Origin of the sequence: Natrinema saccharevitans (genome assembly GCF_001953745.1) — an archaeon.
In the GTDB taxonomy this organism is placed as follows: Archaea; Halobacteriota; Halobacteria; order Halobacteriales; family Natrialbaceae; genus Natrinema; species Natrinema saccharevitans.
Map to the genome: position 1 here is coordinate 3441691 of NZ_LWLN01000001.1, position 24519 is coordinate 3466209.

17 protein-coding genes and 1 rRNA gene are annotated in these 24519 nt (G+C 66.9%); 6 read left to right on the forward strand and 12 right to left on the reverse strand.

What is annotated here, in order from left to right; genetic code table 11:
- Nucleotide 1: 1 nt before the first annotated feature.
- The 10 genes from A6E15_RS17375 to A6E15_RS17420 form a co-directional block, all read right to left on the reverse strand.
- Nucleotides 2-2089 (reverse strand): hypothetical protein, encoded by a 2088-nt coding sequence (locus A6E15_RS17375; protein ID WP_076148094.1) that lies wholly within the window; start codon nt 2087-2089, stop codon nt 2-4.
- A complete protein-coding gene (locus tag A6E15_RS17380) occupies nt 2086-3105 on the reverse strand; it encodes a hypothetical protein (protein ID WP_076148096.1) in 1020 nt (339 codons plus the stop codon). Before A6E15_RS17380 ends, A6E15_RS17375 begins: the two co-directional genes overlap by 4 nt.
- Nucleotides 3102-3368 carry a hypothetical protein gene (locus A6E15_RS17385; RefSeq protein ID WP_076148098.1) on the reverse strand — a complete coding sequence of 89 codons (267 nt, stop codon included), beginning with the start codon at nt 3366-3368 and terminating at the stop codon, nt 3102-3104. The genes A6E15_RS17380 and A6E15_RS17385 overlap by 4 nt, the downstream gene beginning before the upstream one ends.
- Entirely contained in the window at nt 3365-4762 is a 1398-nt protein-coding gene (locus A6E15_RS17390; protein ID WP_076148100.1) for an FtsZ/tubulin family protein, read from the reverse strand. The genes A6E15_RS17385 and A6E15_RS17390 overlap by 4 nt, the downstream gene beginning before the upstream one ends.
- A 299-nt stretch (nt 4763-5061) precedes the next feature.
- Nucleotides 5062-7071, reverse strand: a complete 2010-nt coding sequence (locus A6E15_RS17395; RefSeq protein WP_076148102.1) for an AAA family ATPase — start codon at nt 7069-7071, stop codon at nt 5062-5064.
- Between the two features lie 287 nt (nt 7072-7358).
- Entirely contained in the window at nt 7359-8954 is a 1596-nt protein-coding gene (locus A6E15_RS17400) for an FtsZ/tubulin family protein (RefSeq protein ID WP_076148104.1), read from the reverse strand.
- 218 nt (nt 8955-9172) lie between these two features.
- The gene (locus A6E15_RS17405; protein WP_076148106.1) at nt 9173-10648 is read right to left on the reverse strand and encodes a coiled-coil domain-containing protein; all 1476 of its coding nucleotides are present in this window, start codon (nt 10646-10648) and stop codon (nt 9173-9175) included.
- 133 nt (nt 10649-10781) lie between these two features.
- Nucleotides 10782-13136, reverse strand: coding sequence for a DEAD/DEAH box helicase (locus A6E15_RS17410; protein WP_076148108.1), 2355 nt, complete (start codon nt 13134-13136; stop codon nt 10782-10784).
- Nucleotides 13137-13190: 54 nt separating this feature from the next.
- Nucleotides 13191-13787: a hypothetical protein gene (locus tag A6E15_RS17415; RefSeq protein ID WP_076148110.1), complete on the reverse strand. Its 597-nt coding sequence runs from the start codon at nt 13785-13787 to the stop codon at nt 13191-13193.
- A gap of 43 nt (nt 13788-13830) precedes the next feature.
- The gene (locus A6E15_RS17420; RefSeq protein WP_076142820.1) at nt 13831-14346 is read right to left on the reverse strand and encodes a PH domain-containing protein; all 516 of its coding nucleotides are present in this window, start codon (nt 14344-14346) and stop codon (nt 13831-13833) included.
- Between the two features lie 156 nt (nt 14347-14502).
- Between A6E15_RS17420 and lipA the strand changes: the two genes are divergently transcribed.
- From lipA to lpdA, 5 genes are all read left to right on the forward strand, one after another.
- Entirely contained in the window at nt 14503-15471 is a 969-nt protein-coding gene (lipA, locus tag A6E15_RS17425) for a lipoyl synthase (RefSeq protein WP_076142821.1), read from the forward strand.
- A gap of 358 nt (nt 15472-15829) precedes the next feature.
- The gene (gene pdhA, locus A6E15_RS17430) at nt 15830-16939 is read left to right on the forward strand and encodes a pyruvate dehydrogenase (acetyl-transferring) E1 component subunit alpha (protein ID WP_076142822.1); all 1110 of its coding nucleotides are present in this window, start codon (nt 15830-15832) and stop codon (nt 16937-16939) included.
- 3 nt (nt 16940-16942) lie between these two features.
- Complete coding sequence (locus A6E15_RS17435; protein ID WP_076142823.1) at nt 16943-17938, forward strand: alpha-ketoacid dehydrogenase subunit beta; 996 nt, start codon at nt 16943-16945, stop codon at nt 17936-17938.
- A gap of 2 nt (nt 17939-17940) precedes the next feature.
- Entirely contained in the window at nt 17941-19605 is a 1665-nt protein-coding gene (locus A6E15_RS17440; RefSeq protein WP_076142824.1) for a 2-oxo acid dehydrogenase subunit E2, read from the forward strand.
- A gap of 59 nt (nt 19606-19664) precedes the next feature.
- On the forward strand, nt 19665-21134 hold the full coding sequence (gene lpdA, locus A6E15_RS17445; protein WP_076142825.1) for a dihydrolipoyl dehydrogenase: 1470 nt from the start codon (nt 19665-19667) through the stop codon (nt 21132-21134).
- 229 nt (nt 21135-21363) lie between these two features.
- On the opposite strand, the gene A6E15_RS17450 is transcribed toward lpdA, so the two are convergent.
- Both A6E15_RS17450 and A6E15_RS17455 read right to left on the reverse strand, forming a co-directional pair.
- Nucleotides 21364-21660 carry a DUF7521 family protein gene (locus tag A6E15_RS17450; RefSeq protein WP_006648662.1) on the reverse strand — a complete coding sequence of 99 codons (297 nt, stop codon included), beginning with the start codon at nt 21658-21660 and terminating at the stop codon, nt 21364-21366.
- Complete coding sequence (locus A6E15_RS17455; protein WP_076142826.1) at nt 21657-22034, reverse strand: winged helix-turn-helix domain-containing protein; 378 nt, start codon at nt 22032-22034, stop codon at nt 21657-21659. The genes A6E15_RS17450 and A6E15_RS17455 overlap by 4 nt, the downstream gene beginning before the upstream one ends.
- 926 nt (nt 22035-22960) lie before the next feature.
- On the opposite strand from A6E15_RS17455, the gene A6E15_RS17460 reads away from it, so the two are divergent.
- Nucleotides 22961-24433 (forward strand): 16S ribosomal RNA (locus tag A6E15_RS17460).
- Nucleotides 24434-24519: the final 86 nt, after the last annotated feature.

Sequence of the window (24519 nt, forward strand, 5' to 3'; positions counted from 1 at the left end):
GTTACTCCAACTCGATCGCGTCGCCGCTGGTCGTCACGCTGTGCTCCTCGCCGACGTCCGCGATGACCGCCCGGATCACCGACCGCGGGACCGGTGCCGTCAGGAAGTTCCGCTCGAGGTCGTCGAAGGAGAGCCGCTCGCCCGGCTCGAGGTTGTACCTGACTACGTTAGTCAGTTCGCGCTCGAGCCGATCGCGATCGAAGACGACGACATCGCCGTCGTCGGTTTCGGTCGCGTCGTAGCCGTCGGCCTCGGCCCAGACGGCAAGCAGACAGGGCGCGTGCGACGCCCGGACCGGCAGATCCATCGCCGTCGAGACGTGGCCCTCGTCCTCGAACAGTTCCTCGAGCCGCGGTCGCAGCTCCGACAGATGCTCGTGCATGTCCGCGTCGGTGTCGGAACAGACCCGCTCGCGGAGGCTCTGTTCGGTGAACTCGACGTCGACGGTCGCGTCGCCGTCGACCCGAACCGACCGCTCGATCGGCCCGAACGCGTCGTCGCCCGGCTCGGCCTCGAGCGTGTGATCGCCGGCCGGCACGTCCGCGAACGACGCCGTCCCGGCGACCCGGGTCTCGACCGTCGCCGTCTCGTCGTACCCCGCGCCCGACAGCGACAGCGTCGCCGTTCGCTTCGCCCCGCCGCGCTCGTAGGCCACCTCGACCGTGAGGTCGTACGTCTCGACGTCGCCGCGCCGGAGAACCGGCACGGCCGGATCGAACTCGACGCCCTCGTTGCGCCGGTAGTAGAGCCCGAGGAACTCGTCGGCGTTTCGCACCGGGAGGTCGTCCGCGCGGACCTCGCCCGACGACTCGAGTTCCGCCTCGATACTGTCGGCGACGTCGTCGTAGGCGTCGACCACGGCGGCCTTGGTGCTGGCGGTGTCGACGGCGTCGGCCAGCCGACCCGCGACGTCTCGCCAGCGGTCGGTGAACCGTTCGAAGTCGTCGATTTCCTCGAGGTCGTCGACGACGTCGTCGTCGAGCAACGCCGGCTCCGCGTAGTACCCCGGCGGCAGCTCCGCCCGCCGGAGCGTCTCGACGTCGGCCTCGAGGTCGCGTTCCATCGCCGCGAGCATGTCGAGACAGGCCCGCCGGAGGTCCGCCCGACGGCGGCTCACCTCCGAGAGGTCGAGCGCCGAGTCCATCCCGGTGACGGCCGCCTCGACCTCGTCGACCGTCTCGAGGTACGCCGCGTCGACGTGCGTCGCGACGCCGGCTTCTTCGACGGCCTCGACCAGCGTCAGCACCGCCTCTCGCTCGGCGTCGAACGAGCCGGAGAACTGGTCGCGCAGTCGGTCCCGCGCCTCGAGGACCGATTCGACCGCCGTGTCGTACTCGTGACGGTCGGCGGCGTCGGCGGCGGCCTCGAGTTCGCGCTCGATCGCGTCGGCGTCGTCGGGCCGCTGTCCGCCTCGCCCCATCTCGCGGACGGTTTCGATCGCCTCGTCGATCGTCTCGGTCGCGGCCGTTCGCCCGGCTTCGAGGTCGTCGCGACACGCCGGAACGGCCGCGTCCTCGGCCGGCCGTTCCAGCGCCGCGTCGCGACTCGCGAGGTCGACGTCCTCGAGCCGGTCGATGGCGTCCTCGATCCGGTCCAGTTCCGCGGTCGCGAACGATCGGAACTCGGCCTCGGCGTCGCCCTCGAGCCGGTCGATCTCGGCCGAGAGGCCCTCGAAGGCCTGCACGTCGGCGTCGCCGACGCCGTTCAGATCGAACGCGCCCGACCGGAGATCGAACTCGACGCCCTGTGCGCGGAAGTCGCCCGCGATCGACTCGAGCTGTGCGTCCGCGGTGAACTCCCAGTCGGGGTAGCGTTCGCGGAGGTCGTTCAGTTCGCGGACGGTCTCCTGGAAGTCCTGTGCGACGGTCCGTCCCCGCTTGCGGACGTACTGTTGTTCGCTCGTTCCGCTGCCGGCCACGACGCTGCGAACGTACAGCGCGATTCCGCCGACTATAAACAGCGGGACGCCGCCCAGGACGACCCAGACGGCGACGTCGGAACTGGTCGAGACGAACACGCCGGCACCGATCGCCGACGAGACCACGACCAGCGCGCCGATCACGAGCGCGCTCTTCAGGTTGGCGTTCATCGGATCACCTCCAGCAGCGAGGGCTCGACGACGACCGCAAGCACCACGGCACCGATGATCGCCAGGAGGAGACCGACAAGCATCGGGAGCAGGGCGGTCTTCCGGTCGTAGGAGACGTTCCGGCTCAGCTTGATGGCCTCCTCCACGCGCCGCGCGGCGACGAGCGGGACCGCCACGCCGGCCGCGACGCCAACCGCGAGGCCGGCCGCGAGCGAGCCGAACGTCGCCGTCCGAACCGTCGATTTCGCCTCGGACCGCTCGGCCGTGACTGCTTTACGGTACTGCTCGACCGCCGCGTCGGCCGCGGTCCGCTGTGCGGTCGCGTTCGTCCGGACCGCCGCGAGCGCGGCCATCGATCCGCCCGAGTCGCCCGTCCGTTCAAGGAGGTATTCGGTGATCGCGTTCTCTCGATCAGTCATGTTTCCGTACGTACTATCGAGCCGTTGCAGTTCCGTCTCGGCGGCGTCGGGGTCGGCGTCCCCGTTCTCGATCTCCGTCGTCGCGTTCTCGAGCGCCGCCGTCGCGTCGGCCAGCGACGTCCGGGCGCTCCGGTACTCGTCGACGCTGTCCTCGTCGATCCGCTCGAGCGGGTCCGCGTCGGCGTCGGTCGTCGCTACTTCGACCGTCAGGCCGCCGGCCTCGTCCGCGTCGAGGTTGACGTACTCGGCGAAGGAGATCTCCCGCTGGCCGTTCCCGGTGACCGTGACGGTGTAGACGACGGCGTCGCCGTACTCGTCGCTCGCCCGCTCGACCGCGAACCCGTCATCGTCGTCGATTGCTTCGGTCTCGAGCCAGTCGCTCCGATACGCCGTCTCGCCGTTACAGTAGGCGAGGTCGAACGTCGAACCCTCGTACAGCGTCTGGTCGTCGGCGGTCCACTCGCCGCCGACGTCCCCGACGACGGTCGGTCCGTCGGCACGACAGTCGAGTTCGGTCGCGCCGACGGCTCCCGACCCGACGGCGAGGGCCGCACACAGCACCACCGCGAAACACGCGAGTCGCCGCGTCCCCGTCATCGCAACCGCCCCTCGAACTCCCGGTTTTTGTACCAGTAGGTCGCACCGCTGGCGATCGTGGCCCCGAGTCCGGCCCCGAGGAGGAAGCCGCCGACAGCGATCGGAAGCGACTGCTCTGCGAGCGCGATCGCGGCGGCGGCCTCGGACGTCGCCTCGGTCGCCGTGTCCACGCCGATGCCGGCCGCCCCGCTCGTCCCCGCGAGGAGTCCGGTCGCGGCGACGAGACAGAGGAGACACAGCACCGTCCGTCGGCGACCGATCATGCGAGCAACTCCTCCGTCTCGTCCTCGTAGGCCTCGGCCGCCGCCTCGATGTCCGCGAGCCGATCGATGTCCTCGCGGCGGTAAGTCAACAGCGTCGTCACCGACGCGAGGTTCCGGTCGCTCATCGCGACGCCGATGTTGACCTCGTTGAGACCACAACTGCGCTCGAGATACTCCTTGACCGTCCCGATCTCGACGCTGTTGCCGCCGGCCTCGAGGTTCGATTTCGGGGCCCTGATCAGCGAGATCGCCTTCTGGGCGTCCTCTACGTCGGCCTTCGCGAGCGTCTGCTTGGCCGCCGAGAGCCGAGACAGCGCCGCGCTGTCGATGTCGCGTTTGCCGACGAACGGGAGCAAATAGCCCGGTAGCGACTTGGTCATCGTCACCGAGCGCCCGATCGCGGCGTAGCCCGGCGTCGACTCCTCGCCGGCGACGCCGAACGACAGCGACGTCACGATGTCCCGCACGTCGATGTCGGGGGTGTCGATCCCGTCGACCGCGCTGGGATCGACCCCGCTCAACACCGGTCCGGCGACCATGTCGTAGACCGACGCGGCGACGTAGTCGTTGTACTCGCCGAACTCCCCGCCCGCCGAGTCGAGATAGGAGATCCGCTGGTTGTCGACCAGCACGATCCCGTCGACTTCCTCCTCGAGACGATCGAGACCGTACCGGGCGTTCCAGGCTTGCCGACCGGGACTGGGGCTGTCTCCGTCGGCCGCCCCATCCTCGTCGGCCGATCCGCGCGTGTTCGGCAACACCGCGATCGCGACGACCTTGGCCCGGCCGTCGGTAAACGCCTTGATCTCGCGAGCGAGATGGGGACCGATCCCGCAGCCGGTCCCGCCCCCGAGCCCGAGACACAGGAACGCGAACTGGACCGTTCCCGTCCCCGTCGGATCGGTCTCCTGGGCGGAGTCGGGCTCCGGTGGTGCCCCCTCGGTCTCCGTGCCCCCGTCTTCGAGGGCTTCCTCGTCCTCGAGCGACTCGTCGAACGCGTCCTCGGCCTGATCGTCGAACGCGTCTTCGAACGAGCCCGCGGATCCGGCCTCGAACTTCTCGCCGAGGATCGTCTGTATCTGCGGGGCGTGTTCGGCCATCACCTCGTCGGCGTCGACGGGGTTTCGACCGAACCCGCCGGTCACCATCTCCTCGAACCCCGCCTCGGTGCCCTGGACGAGTCCGTGCTGTTCCGCGATCCCGTACTGATCTTCGGGCGGCACGTTCGAGAGGTTCTGCAGGTCCCGCATCGTCGAATTGAACACCAGCGGCCGACCGACCGTCGAGATGTCGGCCGAGTCGAACAACCCAAGCAGCGAATCGTCGGTGTAATCGAACACCGAATCGACGATGGCTCCCCCCGCTTGTCCGGCCCCAACGAACAGGTACGTCATCTAACTATCAAAACCGGTCTTGTCCGGTTCCAAATGTAATTATCGGATCGTACATGTCTTATCAACCGGGTAACTCGAGTATCGTACAATAAAGGTAATGGCCCGCGACGAGGCCGTTTCCGGCAATCGTTTCCCGTTACAGTAACTTTCAGATACTCGCCAGATTCTTCTACCTATACGAGTTTTATAATTCCAATTGCTGTGCCAGGAATAATCGCGGATTCCCGGCCGAGATCCGCAACACGCCAGCGAGCCGATCCGGCCGGGAGAGACGCGGCGTCGCTCGTCCGCAACACCCGCTACCCGCGGAGCCGACGGAGCATGACGCTGTACTCGTTTCGCTCGTAGAGGGCTTCGACGTGGTCCAGCACCTGATCGGCAGCCCCACAGAGGCCGGCCGCCCGCATCGGGTCCTCGCTTTCGGCGCGCTGGGCCTCGTCCCGGAGATCGTCGGCCAGCGAGAGGAAGTGCCGCGGAATGGTGTGGTTGTGATCGGCCCTGACCTCGACGTATTCGCGTTCGATGGCGTCGATCCGCTCTTCGATCTCGGCGACCGACTGCCCGAGGTTCGCCCCGCTGTCACCGCCCAGCGAGCGGGACAGTCGCGGCAACAGCGTCCGATCGTAGAAGGTCGCCTCCTGATACATTGCGTACAGCTGGACGTCGGTGATACCGTCGCGATCGAGCATCGCCTCGAGTTCCCGCACCCGATCCGCGAGGTGCCGGTAGACGTCGCCGTCCTTGCGCCCGAGTTCGTCGTCGATCGCGTCGAGCCGTCGCCGCACGTCGCGTTCGCCGATGTCGGCGACGACGGCCCGCAGGTCCGCGTAGGCGTCCAGCGAGTCGACCGTCGAGCGCAACACCGACTCGACGCCGTCGGGTTCGGACTCGCTCAGCGTCTCGAGCAGTTCGCGGGACTGTGACGACTCCGGTCGCACGCTCCGCTCGAGGTCCGAAGCAGCCGACGCGACCGACGTCTCGGTCGTTCGCGTCGCGTCCGGGTCCTCGAGCGCGACCGAACCGCTTTCGAGGGCGTCCGCGAGTTCCGCGGTTCGGTCGGCGACGTCGCCCGTCCGGAAGGAGACCGCGCCGCTTCGGTCGGCCTCGCGACAGACCGTCTCGGCCGCGGTCCGTATCCGCTCGTACTCCCGTTCGGACCGTTCCAACTCGGCTTCCGTCTCCGAGAGTGCCGCCTCCGTTTCCGCGAGTTCGGATTCGACCGCCGACGATTCACCGCCCTCGAGGACGCGATCGAACACCGGTTCGAGACCGGCGGCGATCGCCCCCTCTCGCACGGACAACGTACGTTTCGCCGACTGGAGCTGTGCGTCCGCCGTCGGATCGTCGATTCCCTCGACGGCGTCGGCGACGGCTCCCGCTTGCTCGAGCCGGTCGACCGCGTCCTCGAGGGCGTCCTCGAGTCGCGCCTCGTCCGGGTCCGGGTCCGAGAGAACCCGACACAGTTCGTCGGCGATCGGGTCGGTCGGTCGCGTTCGCGAGGTGACGTCGTCCGCGACCGTCGTCACCGGATGCGCCGCCGTCTGAGCCGGCTCGTTGCCGTCGTCTCGAGCGGGCGCGGGTTCGCCGCCGCTCTGCTCGGTGACCGCTGACGGGCCGGACTCCCGATCCGCCGCCGGCTCCGTGCGATCCGTCGCCCTCTGTGTCCCCCGTCGGTTCGGGTCGGTTCCGGGGCCACGGCTCGAACCGGGATTTTTGATCTCCCGAACCCGCTGGCGGACCTCGGAGACGACCTCGTCGACGGTGTCCGTCGCGATCGAACTGATTCTGGTCGATTCCCCGCCGGCCGTCTGGATCTCGAGTTCGGTGAACGTCCCGTCCTGATGGGAGCGGACGCCGGTCACCTGATCGTAATAGATCTCCTCGTTGGTGCCGCCGCCGGACCCCGACCGCGCTTCCATGTCATATCTCGCACCTTTGTTCAGGTTGATCGACGTATCGGTGATGACGATAGTCGTGTTGTGGTACGTATCGGATGGACTGACAAGCGGCGGCGAATTCCCGGAATTGTACGTCAGATTGTATAAATCCGCGCTGTCGACCTCGATGCCCCGTCTCGCGTTCCGCTCGGATTCGCCGATGAACTTCTGGATGAGCGGTTCGTACTTGTTGTTGATTTCCCTGACGCCCCAGTACCAGACGACGATGCCTCCGAGCAGTCCGAGTCCGATGAACGGCCCGATCGCTTCCATGGCCGCTCCGACGATCGTAAACACGACCGTCACGCCGATGATCACGCGCCACGGCGACCACCCCACCCTCCACCGGAGATTGTTGATGTCCGCTGCCATTATACAGCGAACGAATGCGTTCAGGTCGTGATTAAGCTTCTGCCCTGATATGTGTCTTTCAGCTGAATTTCCGGTAAAGAAACCGGTCTCCCGATCGATACCCGCTATCGTAGCCACTGAAATGATTTCCACACCGGTCGCGAAGCCATCGTGCGATCGAGTGTACGATGACTTTCAGTGGCTACTATCGAGACGAGTCGTTCGCACCCTGGAATCGACCGAGCGCGATCGAGTATTCCCTGGCTTTTGTCCGGTAGTACGACCAGTAGAACCCTCCGTCCGCCCCATTATGCCATGTTCTCGCGGCCGAGACAGGAAAACAGCGCCTCGACGGCGTCCCACTCCTCGCGGACGTTCTCGGCCTGTTCGCTGCTGCCCTCCTGTTTGAGCCGCTGGGCCCGCTCGTACATGTCCGACAGCGACGGCATCTCTGGGTTCCACAGCGTCCCCCAGAGGTGGACGTCGTCGAGGTCGGGCGTGACGAGCTGTTTGACGTGGACGTCGACGGTCTCGATCCCCGCGGTGTCGCCCGCGTCGAGAAACTCCTCGCCGGAGACGATTTCAGTCACCGTCCCGTCGGCGACGAACTCCGACACCTCGTCCATCTTCTCGGCGGGGCCGTACAGGAGGAAGGTCCCGCCCCAGGCCGTCGTCGGGTCGAACTCGGCCAGCTTGTTCTGGAACAGCGCGTTCCGGACGAGGATCTCGAGCTTCGAGCGATCGAACGAGTTCGCGCGCGATCGGCCCAGAATCGGCGCGAGGATCACCGCCGGCGTGAACGACGCGTCCGGGTTCAGCCGGTACTTGTCCTCGACCGGCCGGAAGCTGTCGGCCGGATCGAACACGTCGCCCATGATCGACATCGTCGCGTCCCGGTCGAGGAACTGCGGCACCGACGACATCGTAAACGCCTCGAGGAAGGCCACGAGCGGCCGGTTGATATCCGTGTACTGGGGCGGGTTGAACTCCTCGAGCCGATCGATCCGCGGGCGGATGTCCGCCTGAACGGCCTCGAGGCGATTGTTGTCGAACGGGATAATTGCGTCGACCGCTCGCGAGGTGCGCGCGAGCCCGACGACGCCGTTTACCTTCGCGCGGCCGCCGTACTTCGAGTACTCGGTCCCCTCGGAGGGGATGACGACGCTGCTAAAGAGCGGCTTCGGAACGATCGTGTCGTCTCCGAGGACGTCGTTTCGGAGGCGATCGGCGACGACCGGCGTCGCGCCACAGCCGGTGCCTTTCGTGACGCTGTGGATGAACATCACCGCCTGCGAGTCCTGAATCCGATCGGTCCGCATGTCCCAGCGCTCCCGGAACGGATCGGCACCGTCCTCGAAGTCGGCTTCCATCAGTTCCTTGCCGATGTCCCACCGGTAGCCGGCGCCCGCGTAGTCGTGGCGGCCGAACCCGATGATGCAGTTGGGCAGCAGGTCGTTGCGGCTGTACCCCTTCTCCTCCTGGGCGTAGTAGGTCTGCTCGAGTTCGCTGACGTTCGTGTTCAGGGGGCCGTAACCGGCGAGTCCGCCCTCCCAGATCCGGGCGCGACGTTCGTTGTTCTCGGCCAGCGTCTCGCGGCGTAACAGCACCGCGTCGAGGATGTTGTTCCCCGCCCCGCCGACGCCAATGAGAAACCACTTTTTGCCGTAGGAACTGTCGAGCAGGTCTTCGCTCGGCGTCTCGGTCGGTCCCGGATCCGGTCGCGTCTCGCCGGTGGTCGCGTCCCCCTCGTCGGCCTCCTCGGCGAACACTTCCTCGCACAGTTCGGGATACACCTGTTCGACCGATTCCGGTTCGTCGCCGTGTGCGGCCCGGACGTGGTCGACGAGGGTCGACTCCGTCCACTCCCCCTCCCGTGCCATACAGATCTTACAGAGGTTCGTCATTCTGGCTACTATCGTATCCGTACGTCGGAACTATCTAAAGGATTACGTGTGAGTCATCGCCGGTGACATGCCTTCGCCCTGTCGTTTCCCGCTTTCGTGTCTCATTGGTAATGGAGATGGGAAATTTATGCTCGAGTGGTCCGTAACGCGGGTCCTCGGACGGCGACCGTCGGGCGACCGGCATCGATGGCGCGGCGGCGGCCACCGGCGGGGTCGGTTCAGTCGCCGTGGCGCTCGACGAACCGTTCTTGCAGTGCGTCCAGTCCGTCCCGCGGCGTCGTCCGACCGGCGAACTCGATCTCGAGGAAGCCCGGCGGTGCGCCCTCCTGTAAATCTACGCCCTGGACGAGATCCGTCTGCCGGCGACAGAACGCGGCCAGTTCCTCGAGGACCGCCGCTCGAGCCACCCCGTCCGGGAGTCGCTCGGTCTGACACTGGACCGTCGCCCCGTCGGGACTTCCGTCCAGTTCCCGGAGGACGAACAGGATCTCGTCCGCCACCGCTTCGGGTGCGACGGCGGATCGGCTCTCCGTGACCGCCGTCGACCCGTCGTCCGGTTCGCCGACCGCCGTCGCGTCGGCCGGCTCCCCGACGCCGTCCGTCGGCGACGGACGCTCGCCGGTGGGACCCCGATCCGCGACGACGAACGCGTCGCCGTCGATCGTCGCGTCGACGTCGTACTGTCGCTCGACGATCGGCTCGAGGTCGGTCATCAGCGCCGTCGAGACGCCGGCCGGAATCGCGACCCGCCCGCTCCCGTGTTCGATCGTCCCGACCAGCCCGCCGAGGAAGTCGACGGTGACCAGCAGTTCGTCGGCGGCCTCGTCGGCGTCCCGAAGCGCCCGCCGGGCGTCGTCGAACGAACAGCGATACAGCTGCCGGGTCGCGTCGGAAATGCGTCGCTCGATCTCGCTGACCCCCACCACGTCGTCGTGGCGGCCCTCGAGGACGAACTCCGCGACGCGATCGGCCAGCGCACCCTCGAGGCGGTCGACCAGCTCGCGGACGTCCGACAGCGTCGCCTCGATCTCGCGTCGCCGGTCGACGATCGCTTCCTCGCGGTCGCGAACGTGGCGACGGACCGCCTCGCGGTGGTCGTCGACCGCCGCGGCGGCCATGGCCGCCTCGCGGATCGACCCGTCCTCGAGCCGGTCCCGGACGGCCCGCTCGGCCGCGTCGACGTGGACCGTCTCCCCGGTCGGCGGCAGGGACAGCTCCCGATATCGGCTCGGGAGGTTCACGATCTCGTACGCCCGGCCGTCGGGTCCGGTGACCCCCACGTCGAGGCGTCCGTCAGCCAGCGCCTCCTCGAGGCCGCGACGAAGTTCGCGCTCGGCGCGGTCGAGTCCCTCTCGGTCGGCGACGCGGCCCTCGGCGACGAGTTCGCGCACCCGTTCGACCGCGTCGGGCGCGATCGGAGCCAGCCGCTCGAGGGTCGCCTCGCCGATGCGGTCCTCGAAGGTCGCGCCGTCGGACTCCTCGCGAGCGGTCGTTTCTCGGCCGTCGCCTCCCGGTATGGGGCCCGCACCGTCGTCTCCCTCCGCCGTCTCGGTCCCGCGTCTGCGGCCGACCGCGATCCCCGCGACGAGTACCACCACTGCCCCCGCGATCGCGAGCGGAAGCGGATCGTCCGCCAGCGAGAGTACCGCGTCCGGTCGAGTCCCCCATTCCGCCACCCGCGACTCGAGCTGCATATCGGAACTGTGGACAGTAAACACGCAAAGAACTGTCGGCTGTCGAACCGGCCCGCCGGTACCGGCGTTCACGGCCGCCGTGTGGCCCGCGTCGAGAGCCGTGGCGTCGGCCCGACGGGTCGGGCCCTGCTCGCTATCGAACGTCGACCGTCCGGCTCGCCGTGATCGGTACCAGCGGCTCCTCCGGGAAGGCGACGCTGACGGTGAACTCGAGTTCGTCCGCGTCGGCACCGAAGACGCCGACCGGGACGGCCTCCTCGTCGCGCAGGTAGGCGTTCGTACTCGTCATCTCGACGCCGTTGACCGTCACCCGAATCCCCGCGCGGGCCGGCTCGCCGACGTTGCGGACCGTCACTTCGCAGACCTCGTTTTCCCCCGTCGCGACGGTCTCGGGGAACTGCCCCCAGTCGATCTCGAGGGCGGGAAGCGATCCCGCGCCCTCGGCGACGCGCTCGGCGACGCCGTCGGAGAGGCCGGCGTCGATCAGCCCCTCGACGCCGGCGTCGGTGACGTCGCCGGGGGTCGACAGTCCCTCTTTCGCGAGCTTGCTCGCGCGGCCCGGCCCGACGCCGTCGATGGCGGTGAGCCCGACCGCGTCCTCGGCGACGCCGTTCTCGATGCGGGCCTCGACGCGGCGCGCGAGGTTCGCGGCGTGGGGGCCGACGAACCGATCGAGGAAGGCACCCAGCGCGGAGACGAGCCGGGTCGCGTTGCGCCGGATGGCCCACGCGTCGCTGCGCAGTTCCGCCGGCGTCGAGCCGCTCGCGGCCCCGCGCAAGATCGCGAGGACCTTCCGCTCGCCGGCGTCGAGGTCGTCGGTGTCCTCGCCGACCAGTACCGCCGATATCGCGTCGCGTTCGTCCTGCCGGGCCGACACCGAGTCGAACTCCTCGGCGGTCGCGACCGTCTCGAGGACGTCCGCGGTCGTGATCGGGCCCGACTCGGCCCGATCACAGAGGACGTCGAAGCGAGCCGCAGTGTCCAACCGGAGGTAGTACTTCGAGGTCAACACGCCCAGCGGCGTCGCCTCGATCGAGAGGTCCGCGCCGGTCTCGACGAAGCCGCGGTCGACCAGCCCCTCGAGGCAGTCTCTGACCCGCCCGCGCAGGTTCGGAAAGTCGTACTCGTCGGGTTTGGACTGGCCGCGGACGTAGTAGAAGGTCGTCTCGAGCCAGTCCATCACGTCCTCGAGATCGGTGATCGTCCCCATCGCGATCTCGGCGTTGAGATGCGTCTCGAGGCTCTCGGCGAGTCGGGACTCGATCTCCTTGCCGTCCCGGAGCAGGCGGCGGTACTTGTCGGCCTCGCTCGAGTCGCAGACGACCCAGCCGTAGCCGACGTCGTCGTAGCCCGGCCGGCCGGCGCGGCCGAGCATCTGGAGGGCGTCGAGCGGGCTCATGTCGACCTCGCCCTCGAGGGGGTCGTGGTACTTCGTATCGCGGATCACGACACAGCGGGCGGGCAGGTTGACGCCCCACGCCAGCGTCGACGTCGAGAAGAGGAGTTCGACGTGGCCCTGCTTGAACCACTCCTCGACGAGGTCCCGTTCCTCCTTCGAGAGGCCCGCGTGGTGGAAGGCGACGCCGTCGAGGATCGACTGCCGGAGGGTGTCGTTGTCGATCGCTTCCTTCAGATCGGTGTGGAAATCGTAGTCCCCCCGGACGCCCATCGAGACGTCGCGTTCGGCGATCTCGTCTCTGGCCTTCTTGGCCGCCTGCACGGTGTCCTGTCGCGAGGAGACGAAGACCAGCGCCTGGCCGTCCTCCCGGAGGTGGGGTTCGGCGAGGTCCAGCGCCCGGTAGAGCCGGCGGTACTTGTCCGCGAAGGCGTTGTCGCCGTGGGTGTAGGTCCTGACGCCCGATTTGAGGTCGACGGGCCGGTACTCGTCGCCGAACTCGAAGGTGGCCTCCTCGGGGGCGTCGAGCCACGCCGCCACGTCGTCGACGTTGGGCATCGTCGCAGACAGCGCGACGATGCGGGGATCACAGAGCCGGCGCAGCCGGGAGATCGTCACCTCCAGCACCGAGCCCCGTCGATCCGCGTCCAGCAAGTGAACCTCGTCGATGACGCAGACGTCGATGTCGGTGACGAAGTCGTAGCGTCGGGAGTCGTGTTTGCGGGTCGCCGAGTCCAGTTTCTCGGGAGTCATCACGAGGATGTCCGCCCGGCGCGCGCGGCGGGGGTTGAGATCGCGCTCGCCGGTGACGACGTAGACCGAATAGTCCAGCGCCTCGAAGCGGTCCCAGTCGTCTTCCTTCTCGTTGGTCAGCGCTCGCATCGGCGCGATAAAGAGCGCGGTACCGCCGTCCGCGAGCGACTTACAGATCGCCAGTTCCGCGAGCGCCGTCTTCCCCGAGGCCGTCGGCGCGCTCGCGACCACGTTCTCCGACGACTCGAGCAAGGCCGGCAGGGCCTCGCGTTGCATGCGGTTGAACTCCTCGAAGGCGAAGGCGTCGGCGAACTCGGGGAGAATCTCGGCGACCTCCATCACACGGACAGGAGAAGCGGCGGGTCAAAGGCGTTTCCTTCGAGTCGTCTCCGGCTACCGCGACGCGAGGACCGTCGCGATCGCGGCCCCGAGCGTGGCGAAGACGAGCGGGTAGATCACGCCGCCGAGGACGACCGCGGGCACGAGCGCCGGCGCGACCGTCCGCGTCGCTTCGATTCCGAACGCCGACACCTCGGCCGTCGACTCGGCGGCGACCGCGCCGACGCTCAGCACCGCCGAGTAGCCGATCATCATCGGGATGCCGATGGTGATGGCGTCGCCGAGCTCGCTCGCCCCCAGCCGGACGGCCAGTCCCGCCCCGGCCGCGACCAGCGCGAGCGGGACGACGACGTACAGCAGGTCGGCTGTTCCGCCCGTTTGCGCGATGAGATCGAGCGTGTCGCTCCCGCCGACCGAACCGACCCGCCCGGTGACTTCCACGTCGACCATGTGGGCCTCGTAGAAGTACCAGGCAACGCCCCGCCAGTCGACGACGCCGTCGCCGAACCGCTCGCGGATCTCGCTCCCGATCAGCAGGTAGGTGACGAGATAGCTGATCGCGGCCGTCAGGACGCCGACGCCCGCACTCGCCGCGATGCTCGAGCGGCTCGATACCGCGGGTTCGCCGGACGCCGTTCGAGTCGTCGACATCGTATCGGGGCTCCCGGGACCGCAATAGTGGGTCTTGTGGTTCTCAGACGGTCGACTCGTCGGTCGCGACGGCCTCGAGCTGGTCGCTGAGCCGACTGCTCGCTCGCTCGGGACTGGGTACCCGCTCGAAGGTCAGCTCCGGCTCGCCCGAGCCCGCAGTGTAGACCGTCAGATCGCCGTACCCGAGCATGCGGCCGATCCACGACTGCCGGAGGCTGGTGTTCTGGACTCGCTCGAGGCGAAACTGGGTAATGTCTCTGGAGACGACGCCGCGTTTCTTGTAGAGTTCCGTCGAGGTGATGACGTAGCGGGTGTTCGTCCAGCGAAGATAGCGGGCACCGGCGACGGCCGTGCCGACGACGGTCACGAGGACGCCGAGGACCGTCAGGGTCCCGATGCCGTCGGTCCCGCTCCAGCCGGCGAGGAGAAACCCCGCGATCGCGATCGCGATCCCGACCGGCAGCCGCGTTCCCATCGTGACCGGATGGGGACGGCTCTCCCAGACGACGTCCTCGTCGTCGCTGATGTGAAACCAGTCGGGCGTCGAACCGAGGGCCATCGGCCCCGCCTATTCCGTGCCCGTCCGTAAAGCTATCGGGGTAACGGACCCGTTACCGCCGATCCGTTCGAGCCGACGACGACTCGAGGCGTACTGCACCCGGCGGTCGTTCACCGGATCGCCACGGTTTTTGCCTGCGCGGCCCGATGTATTGGTATGCGTCGCGCGCGCAAGCCCGACTGGCTGAAGAGCCGCCCGCCGTCGGGTCAGGAGTTTACCGGTATTCGGGAGACGTTGCGCGAGTACGACCTCCATACCGTCTGCGAGGAGGCCAACTGTCCCAATCTGGGCGAGTGCTGGTCCGGTCGGTCGGGACCCGGCGGCGGGTCGGCGGACGGCGGAACGGCCACGTTCATGCTCATGGGCGATCGCTGCTCGCGCGCTTGCAACTTCTGTGACGTCGAGACCGGCGGCATGGAGCCGCTCGACCCAGACGAACCGGAAAACGTCGCCGACGCTATCGCCACGATCGGACTGGACTACGTCGTGTTGACCAGCGTCGACCGCGACGACCTCCCCGACCAGGGCGCGGGCCACTTCGCCGAGACGATCCGCGAGATCAAGGCCCGCCATCCCGGCATCCTCGTCGAAGTGCTGATCCCGGACTTTCGGGGTGAGAAACGGCTCGTCCGGAAGATCGTCGACGCCGAACCGGACGTGATCGCCCACAACGTCGAGACCGTCGAACGCCTGCAGTACCCCGTTCGGGACCGCCGCGCGGGCTACGAACAGAGCCTCTCGGTCCTGGAGCAGGTCGACCGCGAGTCCGACATCTTCACCAAGACATCGATCATGCTCGGCCACGGCGAGTACGACCACGAGGTCTATCGGACCCTCGCTGACTGTCGCGAACGCGGCGTCGACATCGTCACCCTGGGGCAGTACCTGCGGCCCTCGCGGGACCACCTCGCGGTCCGTCGCTACGACCATCCACACAAGTACGAGACGTGGCGACGCGTCGCCGAAGAAGAACTGGGGTTTCTCTACTGCGCCAGCGGCCCGATGGTCCGCTCGTCGTACAAGGCCGGCGAACTGTTCGTCGACGCCGTATTGGCCGAGGGCAAGAGCCTCGAGGAAGCGAGAGCCGACGCCCGCCGCTCGAGGCCCCAGCAAACGGAGCCCTGATACGGCTACCTGCCAGTCATTGCCGGCGCACCCGCGACACGAGCGGCGGGTGCGCCGGGACATCGGGGCAGCAATCCGTCTGAGCGACGGCCGACGAACCTACTCGAGTCCATCGGCAGTCCGCCGCGAGCCCGCTCGCGACCGAAGTCCGAGTTCGTCCAATCCGCTCCCCCTCTCACGACTCGAATTTCACGAACATCAAAGAATGATCTGTTTTGCACGTCTTCAACCGATACTGTTCGGTATCGAACGGTGATTCGATGACTGCCCCGAAGAATCACACTAATAGTAACGTATTTTGGGAAACTCCTTTACCCTGAGCGATAGTTCAGTAGGATATGTACAGGTGGGTTTCCCCGTGAGTACGTTACAGCGCGACCCCCGTGAGCGAGTACAGGTCCTCGACGAGGCCGGCCGCGTCCTCGACGGCGCCGACGTGCCCGACCTCTCCGAGGAGGAACTCGTCGAAATGTACGAGCAGATGCGACTCGTCCGGCGGTTCGACGAGCGGGCTGTCAGCCTCCAGCGCCAGGGTCGAATGGGTACCTACCCGCCCCTGTCGGGCCAGGAGGCCGCACAGGTCGGCAGTGCCCACGCACTCGCCGACGGCGACTGGGTCTTCCCCAGCTACCGCGAACACGGCGTCGGGCTGGTTCGGGGCCTCTCGCTCGAGCGTACCCTGTTGTACTGGATGGGCCACGAGCAGGGCAACTACATCCCCGAGGACGTCAACATGTTCTCGGTCGCGGTTCCGATCGCGACCCAGATCCCCCACGCGACCGGCGCGGCCTGGGCCTCGAAGCTCAACGGCGAGGAGAAGGCCTTCGTCTGTTACTTCGGCGACGGCGCGACATCGGAAGGCGACTTCCACGAGGGGCTGAACTTCGCCGGCGTCTTCGACACGCCGACGGTCTTCTTCTGTAACAACAACCAGTGGGCCATCTCGGTGCCCCGCGAGCGCCAGACCGCGAGCGAGACCCTCTCCCAGAAGGCCGCCGCCTACGGCTTCGAAGGTGTCCAGGTCGACGGGATGGATCCGCTGGCGGTCTACAAGGTTACCAAAGAAGCCGTCGAGAAGGCCAAAGACCCCGACGCGGACGAACTGCGACCGACGCTAATCGAGGCGGTCCAGTACCGGTTCGGTGCCCACACCACCGCCGACGACCCCTCCGTCTACCGCAACGAGGACGAGGTCGAACGCTGGAAACAGAAGGACCCCATCCCGCGCCTCGAGACGTATCTGCGCTCGAACGGGATCCTCGACGACGAACGGGTCGACGCGATCGAGGCCCGGATCGAGGACGACGTGGCCGACGCCATCGAGGGGGCCGAGTCGTTCGACCGGCCCGATCCCGAGGAGATCTTCGCCCACGTCTACGAGGGGATGCCCCGGCGGCTGCAACGGCAACTCGAGTACTTCGAATCGATCCGCGAGGATCACGGCGACGACGCGCTCTTGGAGGGCTAACACATGGCAGCAGAATCAGGATCGGAGAGTTTGACGCTGGTACAGGCGGTCCGGGACGGACTACACACGGAGATGGAACGCGACGACGACGTCGTCGTCATGGGCGAAGACGTCGGGAAAAACGGCGGCGTCTTCCGCGCGACCGAGGGGCTCTACGACGAGTTCGGCGAGGACCGGGTCGTCGACACCCCGCTGGCCGAGTCCGGCATCGTCGGCACGGCGATCGGGATGGCCGCCTACGGGATGCGACCGGTCCCCGAGATCCAGTTTCTCGGCTTTATCTACCCCGGATTCGACCAGATCGTCTCGCACGCGGCGCGCCTGCGAACGCGCTCGCGCGGGCGATTCACCTGCCCGATGGTGATCCGGGCCCCCTACGGCGGCGGCATTCGCGCCCCGGAACACCACTCCGAGTCGACCGAGGCGATGTTCGTCCACCAGCCCGGGCTCAAGGTCGTCGTTCCCTCGACTCCCTACGATACGAAGGGGCTGTTGATCAGCGCGATCCGGAGCCCGGATCCGGTGATCTTCCTCGAGCCGAAGCTGATCTATCGGGCGTTCCGTGAGGACGTCCCGGACGAGCCCTACGAGGTGCCACTCGGCGAGGCGGCCGTCCGCCGCGAGGGCTCGGACGTCTCGGTCTACACGTGGGGCGCGATGACCCGGCCGACCCTCGAGGCCGCCGAGAACCTCGCCGCGGAGGGGATCGACGCCGAGGTCGTCGACCTGCGAACGGTGTCGCCGTTGGACGAGGAGACGATCGTCGAGTCCTTCGAGAAGACCGGCCGCGCGGCGGTCGTCCACGAGGCCCCCAAGACGGGCGGGCTGGGCGCGGAGATCACCGCCACCCTACAGGAGGAGTCGCTGCTGTATCAGGAGGCGCCGATCGAACGGGTCACCGGGTTCGACACCCCGTTCCCGCTGTACGCGCTCGAGGACTACTATCTCCCCGAGGCGGCGCGCATCGAGGACGGCATTCGACGGGCCGCGGAGTTCTAACCATGGTCAGGGAGTTCGAACTACCGGACGTCGGCGAAGGGGTCGCGGAGGGCGAACTGGTCTCGTGGCTGGTCGAGCCGGGTGACGAGGTCACCGAGGACCAGCCGGTCGCGGAGGTCGAGACCGACAAGGCCCTCGTGGAGGTCCCCGCGCCGGTCGACGGTACGGTCCGCGAGTTACACGTCGAGGCGGGCGAGGTCGTCCCCGTCGGGACGGTGATCATCTCGTTCGATGTCGCAGGCGAAGAGAGCGAAGGAGCCACAGAGCAGACCGAATCGGAGCAGGAGTTGACCGGCGAACCCGCCGGCGTCGACGAACCGAGCGAGCAGCAGGGCGAGGCCGCCGGTGATCCCGGGGCGACCGGTGCCGACACCGAAGCTGTCGCCCCGCCCGACGACCGCGTTTTCGCGCCGCCGCGCGTTCGCCGCATGGCTCGCGAGCAGGGGATCGCTCTCTCGAGCGTTCGGGGGAGCGGTCCCGGCGGGCGGATCACCGCGGCCGACGTGCGGGCCGCGGCGGGCGGCGAGTCCGGCGGCCAGACGGCGGGGTCGCAGTCACGGAGCGCCGGCGCGGCGGCAGACGAGGTCGCGTCCGAGACGGCCGATTCGACCGGACGCGGCGTCGGCGCTGGTGCCGCCGAGGAGACGGCCGCCGGGAGCGCGACGACGGCGACCGCGGACTCGAGCGCCCGGCGACGCGAGACGCCGGGGCAGGTCGAGCCCGCCGACCGCGACAAGACGCTGGCAGCGCCCGCGACGCGACGGATCGCTCAGGAGGAAGGCGTCGACATCGACGCCGTCCCCACCGACGAGGAGCACGACGGCGCGGCCTTTGTCACGCCCGAGACGGTCCGCGAGTACGCCGAGGCCCAGCGGCAGGCACAAGAAGCCGACCGCGAAGCGCTCGAGGCGGGCGAATCGGTCGGGACGACGGGCACCGACTTCGCCGAGGGCGAGCGCGAACGCCGCGAGCCGTTCACGGGCGTGCGCAAGACGATCGCCGACGCGATGGTCGAGTCCAAGTACAGCGCGCCCCACGTCACCCACCACGACGAGGTCGACGTGACCGAACTCGTCGCGGCCCGCGAGGACCTCAAACCGCGCGCCGAGGAGCGCGGGATCCGGCTGACCTACATGCCGTTCATCGTGAAGGCCGTGGTCGCGGCGCTGCACGAACACCCCGAGATGAACGCGGTCATCGACGAGGCCAGCGAGGAAATCGTCTACCGCGACTACTACAACATCGGGATCGCGACCGCGACCGACGTGGGACTGATGGTCCCCGTCCTCGAGGACGCCGACCGGAAGGGGCTCCTGCAACTCTCCTCGGAGATGAACGAGGTCGTCCAGAAGGCCCGCGACCGGACGATCAGTCCCGACGAACTCCGGGGCTCGACGTTTACGATTACCAATATCGGCGGTATCGGCGGCGAGTACGCCACGCCGGTCATCAACTACCCCGAGGCGGGCATCCTCGCGATCGGGGAGATCAAGCGCAAGCCCCGCGTCGTCACCGACGAGGACGGGGCGGAGTCGATCGAACCGCGTTCCGTGATGACCCTCTCGCTGTCGTTCGATCACCGACTGATCGACGGTGCGGTCGGCGCGCAGTTTACCAACACCGTCATGGAGTATCTCGAGAACCCGCACCTACTATTGCTCGAGTGACCGAAGACGGAGCTACCGAACATGACATTCAGTACACGCACGACGGAGGCGGATCGCTGATGGTCGTCGGAGACGTCACGACCGGCACGGACGTACTCGTAATCGGCGCGGGCCCCGCGGGCTACGTGGCCGCGATCCGCGCGGGACAGCTCGACCTCGACGTCACGCTCGTCGAGAAGGACGCCTACGGCGGGACCTGCCTGAACTACGGCTGTATCCCGTCGAAGACCCTGATCACTGCGACCGACGTGGCTCACGACGCCGCGACCGCCGAGGAGATGGGAATCCACGCCGAGCCGGAGATCGACCTCGGCGAGATGATGGCGTGGAAAGACGGCGTCGTCGACCAGCTCACGGGCGGCGTCGAAAAGCTCTGCAAGGCCAATGGGGTGACCCTGCTCGAGGGCACCGCTCGCTTCGCCGGCGAGAACACCGCCCGCGTCTCCCACAGCGGCGAGGGCCAGGGCTCGGAGAGTCTGGAGTTCGAACACGCCATCGTCGCGACCGGCTCCCGCCCCATCGAGATCCCCAACTTCGACTTCGGCGACGAGCCCGTGCTGGACTCGAGACAGGCGCTGGCGCTCGAGTCGGTACCGGACTCGCTCGTCGTCGTCGGCGCGGGCTATATCGGGATGGAGCTGGCGGGCGTCTTTGCCAAACTGGGGACCGATGTGACCGTGATCGAGATGCTCGACTCGATACTGCCGGGGTACGACGACGATCTCAAACGCCCCGTCAAAGGACGAGCCAACGACCTCGGGATCGACTTCGAGTTCGGGTACACGGTGTCGGACTGGGCCGAGCGAGACGATGAGGAGGGAATCCGCGTCGTCGCCGAACCCGCTTACCACGCCGCTGCCGACGGTGGGAGCGCCGACGCCGTCGAAGCGGAGCGTCTCGAACTCGAGACCGAGAAGGTCCTCGTCGCCGTCGGCCGCCGGCCCGTCTCGGACACGCTCGACCTCGAGGAAGCCGGCGTCGAGACCGACGACGACGGGTTCGTCGAAACCGATTCCCGCGCGCGCACGAATATCGACCATATCTTCGCCGTTGGCGACGTCGCCGGCGAACCGATGCTCGCCCACAAGGGCAGCGCGGAGGGCAAGGTCGCCGCCGAAGTTATCGCCGGCGAACCCGCCGCGATCGACTATCAGGCCATGCCCGCCGCCGTCTTCACCGATCCCGAGATCGGGACCGTCGGAATGACCGAGTCCGAGGCCGCCGAGGCCGGCTTCGAGCCCGTCACCGGCCAGTTCCCGTTCCGGGCCAGCGGCCGCGCGCTGACGACCGGCGAGAGCGATGGGTTCGTCAAAATCGTCGCCGACGAGGACGCCGGCTACCTGCTCGGGGCTTCGATCGTCGGCCCCGAAGCCTCGGAACTGATCGCCGAACTCGGCCTCGCGATCGAACTCGGCGCGACCCTCGAGGACGTCGCCGCGACGGTCCATACCCACCCCACCCTCTCGGAGTCCGTGATGGAGGCCGCCGAGAACGCGCTCGGGCACGCGATTCACACGCTGAATCGGTGACGCCGGCCATCGAACGGACGACCTGACCGAGGTAGCCGCTCAACGCTACGCCGGCGCGCGCTGAACCGGAGGTTGCTACCGGCGAATCACGGACCAGTCCCGAGTAAGTCGGTCAGGAACGGCGTGGCATCTCCGTGCCGCTGCGATAGCGAAACGCGCCTCGAGCGCGGTACCGAGACGAGAACTCCACAACCATCCGTTACGTCCGCAACCGTTGCACGGCGACCGCTCACTGTGCGTACATCGAGTACGCGATCACGAGAAAGCCGATCAACACGAGCAGGCTCTCGAGCAAGATTCCCGTCACGAGCGCGACACCGAGCACCTCGTACAGCATGCCGGCCAGAACGAACCCGAGCGTCACGATCCCGAACCCGGCTGCGAGATAGCCAAGCGCCGGCTGGCGCGTCCGTCGATAGGCCTTGAAGGCGAAGTACGTGATGACGCTTCCGACCACGAGGACGAGCGTCTTCACGACCGCCAGCGCGAGCATCGTTTCCGTCGGACCGGCAGGAAACGGGTTCATGTTTCCTTTCGCACCTCCGACCACAGCTCCGCGAGTCGCTCGTCGGCTGTCCGGGTCGGCCGCTCGATCTCGATCGTCAGCTGCCGCTTCTCGTCCAGCCCCAGCGTGATCTCGTCGAACGCGACCGAGTACTTGCTTGCGTGGTGGCCGTCCTGTCGAATCTCGGTCGACTCCTCGAGCAGTGTCGCCTCGGTCAGTAACTCGAGTTTCCGGTACAGCGTCGACTGCGGGATCTCACACCGCTTCGTGAGTTCCGACGCAGTCATGGGTTCCTCGAGGTTGCGGATTATCTCGCGGCAGTCGGGATCGTCCAGCGCAGAGCAGATCTCCTCCGCGGACGGCGTCGACTCCGAAGCGAACGGGTCCCGGACCATTCGTCCCTACCTTACGACGCACGTGGTTTATCGGCATCGATGCGGCTCGCACTCGCCCGAGCCGACCGCCCGTACTGATTGACACGAACGGCCGTCAGCGGTCGGTGACACGAAGCCTTCTTGCGCGTCCACGCCCGACGACGACGCACGCGGGTATCATCCGGCCCGACTCCCTACGAGGGTGGGATGACCGGCCGACCTCCGCCCGCGTGACATTCTCGCGACCGATTATCGCGCTGCTCGAGCCAGGGGTGTTTTAGTAGTAACACGACGGCCGTTCTCGTGGAAAATCGTGCTATGGTATCGGGATTCGATGCGAGGATCGTTCGACGGCCTTATGTACCTCCCGGGCACTCGATTGTAATGCGAACAACGCGGCGCTCGCCGTCGCGTCCTTCGGCCGTCACCCGGCACGGAGGAACTGCACATCTGCTCTCGAATTTCGTCGGTTCGTTCCGACGGCCTTATTGACACTCGAGGGCTCCACCGAGGACGTGGTCACGTCCGGGAACCGGCCGTGACAGTCCGGGGCCCTTATACGTGTCCGGGCGTTCAGTCGTGATCGTACACCCCTCGCCGGCCGTGTTTTCCGGTGCGGGTGCGATCCGACGCCCTTATATGCTCGAGGGCATTCGGATGTGAATGCAAAAGACGACGTGATCGACGGGCCGTTCAACTCGGTCCGTCATCTCGGATAGTTCGAACCCGAAGGGGTTATGTACCCCAGACGGTGTACGAATACGTCCGAAGGAAATGAGGATTCCACCCCTGCGGTCCGCCGTACAGATGGGATCTGATGTTAGCCTTGGTAGTTCGGTGACGCCCGATCGGTCACACGACCGGCGTCAGCGAACGTGGACCCATGTGTGAGTGTGTACCAACATTCACCGCCAACAGACCCTCCCCAACTGGGGAGATCAAATAGCATTCCGGTTGATCCTGCCGGAGGTCATTGCTATTGGAGTCCGATTTAGCCATGCTAGTTGCACGAGTTCAGACTCGTAGCAGATAGCTCAGTAACACGTGGCCAAACTACCCTATGGATCCGAATAACCTCGGGAAACTGAGGCTAATTCGGGATACGATTCACGACCTGGAGTGGTGTGAATCCGAAACGCTCCGGCGCCATAGGATGTGGCTGCGGCCGATTAGGTAGACGGTGGGGTAACGGCCCACCGTGCCCATAATCGGTACGGGTTGTGAGAGCAAGAGCCCGGAGACGGTATCTGAGACAAGATACCGGGCCCTACGGGGCGCAGCAGGCGCGAAACCTTTACACTGCACGCGAGTGCGATAGGGGGACTCCAAGTGCGAGGGCATATAGTCCTCGCTTTTTGCGACCGTAAGGAGGTCGCGGAATAAGTGCTGGGCAAGACCGGTGCCAGCCGCCGCGGTAATACCGGCAGCACGAGTGATGACCGCTATTATTGGGCCTAAAGCGTCCGTAGCTGGCCGTGCAAGTCCATCGGGAAATCCGCGCGCTCAACGCGCGGGCGTCCGGTGGAAACTGCACGGCTTGGGACCGGAAGACCAGAGGGGTACGTCCGGGGTAGGAGTGAAATCCCGTAATCCTGGACGGACCACCGGTGGCGAAAGCGCCTCTGGAAGACGGATCCGACGGTGAGGGACGAAAGCTCGGGTCACGAACCGGATTAGATACCCGGGTAGTCCGAGCTGTAAACGATGTCTGCTAGGTGTGGCACAGGCTACGAGCCTGTGCTGTGCCGCAGGGAAGCCGCGAAGCAGACCGCCTGGGAAGTACGTCCGCAAGGATGAAACTTAAAGGAATTGGCGGGGGAGCACTACAACCGGAGGAGCCTGCGGTTTAATTGGACTCAACGCCGGACATCTCACCAGCATCGACAATGTGCAGTGAAGGTCAGGTTGATGACCTTACCGGAGCCATTGAGAGGAGGTGCATGGCCGCCGTCAGCTCGTACCGTGAGGCGTCCTGTTAAGTCAGGCAACGAGCGAGACCCGCACTCCTAATTGCCAGCAACACCTAGCGGTGGTTGGGTACATTAGGAGGACTGCCAGTGCCAAACTGGAGGAAGGAACGGGCAACGGTAGGTCAGTATGCCCCGAATGTGCTGGGCGACACGCGGGCTACAATGGCCGAGACAGTGGGATGCAACCCCGAGAGGGGGCGCTAATCTCCGAAACTCGGTCGTAGTTCGGATTGAGGGCTGAAACTCGCCCTCATGAAGCTGGATTCGGTAGTAATCGCGCCTCAGAAGGGCGCGGTGAATACGTCCCTGCTCCTTGCACACACCGCCCGTCAAAGCACCCGAGTGGGGTCCGGATGAGGCCGACGCAACGCCGGTCGAATCTGGGCTCCGCAAGGGGGCTTAAGTCGTAACAAGGTAGCCGTAGGGGAATCTGCGGCTGGATCACCTCCACAGACCGGGACCGGGGCGTCGCCCCGGCCCAAAAGTCGTGGCGCGTAGCGCCACGCAGTCCACGTTCGATCGACCCACGTCGTGGC

Bases quoted from the DNA above. Each gene is read 5' to 3' on its own strand.
- A6E15_RS17375 (WP_076148094.1), bottom strand. From the start codon at position 2,089: ATGAACGCCAACCTGAAGAGCGCGCTCGTGATCGGCGCGCTGGTCGTG.
- A6E15_RS17380 (WP_076148096.1), bottom strand. From the start codon at position 3,105: ATGACGGGGACGCGGCGACTCGCGTGTTTCGCGGTGGTGCTGTGTGCG.
- A6E15_RS17385 (WP_076148098.1), bottom strand. From the start codon at position 3,368: ATGATCGGTCGCCGACGGACGGTGCTGTGTCTCCTCTGTCTCGTCGCC.
- A6E15_RS17390 (WP_076148100.1), bottom strand. From the start codon at position 4,762: ATGACGTACCTGTTCGTTGGGGCCGGACAAGCGGGGGGAGCCATCGTC.
- A6E15_RS17395 (WP_076148102.1), bottom strand. From the start codon at position 7,071: ATGGCAGCGGACATCAACAATCTCCGGTGGAGGGTGGGGTGGTCGCCG.
- A6E15_RS17400 (WP_076148104.1), bottom strand. From the start codon at position 8,954: ATGACGAACCTCTGTAAGATCTGTATGGCACGGGAGGGGGAGTGGACG.
- A6E15_RS17405 (WP_076148106.1), bottom strand. From the start codon at position 10,648: ATGCAGCTCGAGTCGCGGGTGGCGGAATGGGGGACTCGACCGGACGCG.
- A6E15_RS17410 (WP_076148108.1), bottom strand. From the start codon at position 13,136: ATGGAGGTCGCCGAGATTCTCCCCGAGTTCGCCGACGCCTTCGCCTTC.
- A6E15_RS17415 (WP_076148110.1), bottom strand. From the start codon at position 13,787: ATGTCGACGACTCGAACGGCGTCCGGCGAACCCGCGGTATCGAGCCGC.
- A6E15_RS17420 (WP_076142820.1), bottom strand. From the start codon at position 14,346: ATGGCCCTCGGTTCGACGCCCGACTGGTTTCACATCAGCGACGACGAG.
- lipA (WP_076142821.1), top strand. From the start codon at position 14,503: ATGCGTCGCGCGCGCAAGCCCGACTGGCTGAAGAGCCGCCCGCCGTCG.
- A6E15_RS17435 (WP_076142823.1), top strand. From the start codon at position 16,943: ATGGCAGCAGAATCAGGATCGGAGAGTTTGACGCTGGTACAGGCGGTC.
- A6E15_RS17440 (WP_076142824.1), top strand. From the start codon at position 17,941: ATGGTCAGGGAGTTCGAACTACCGGACGTCGGCGAAGGGGTCGCGGAG.
- lpdA (WP_076142825.1), top strand. From the start codon at position 19,665: ATGGTCGTCGGAGACGTCACGACCGGCACGGACGTACTCGTAATCGGC.
- A6E15_RS17450 (WP_006648662.1), bottom strand. From the start codon at position 21,660: ATGAACCCGTTTCCTGCCGGTCCGACGGAAACGATGCTCGCGCTGGCG.
- A6E15_RS17455 (WP_076142826.1), bottom strand. From the start codon at position 22,034: ATGGTCCGGGACCCGTTCGCTTCGGAGTCGACGCCGTCCGCGGAGGAG.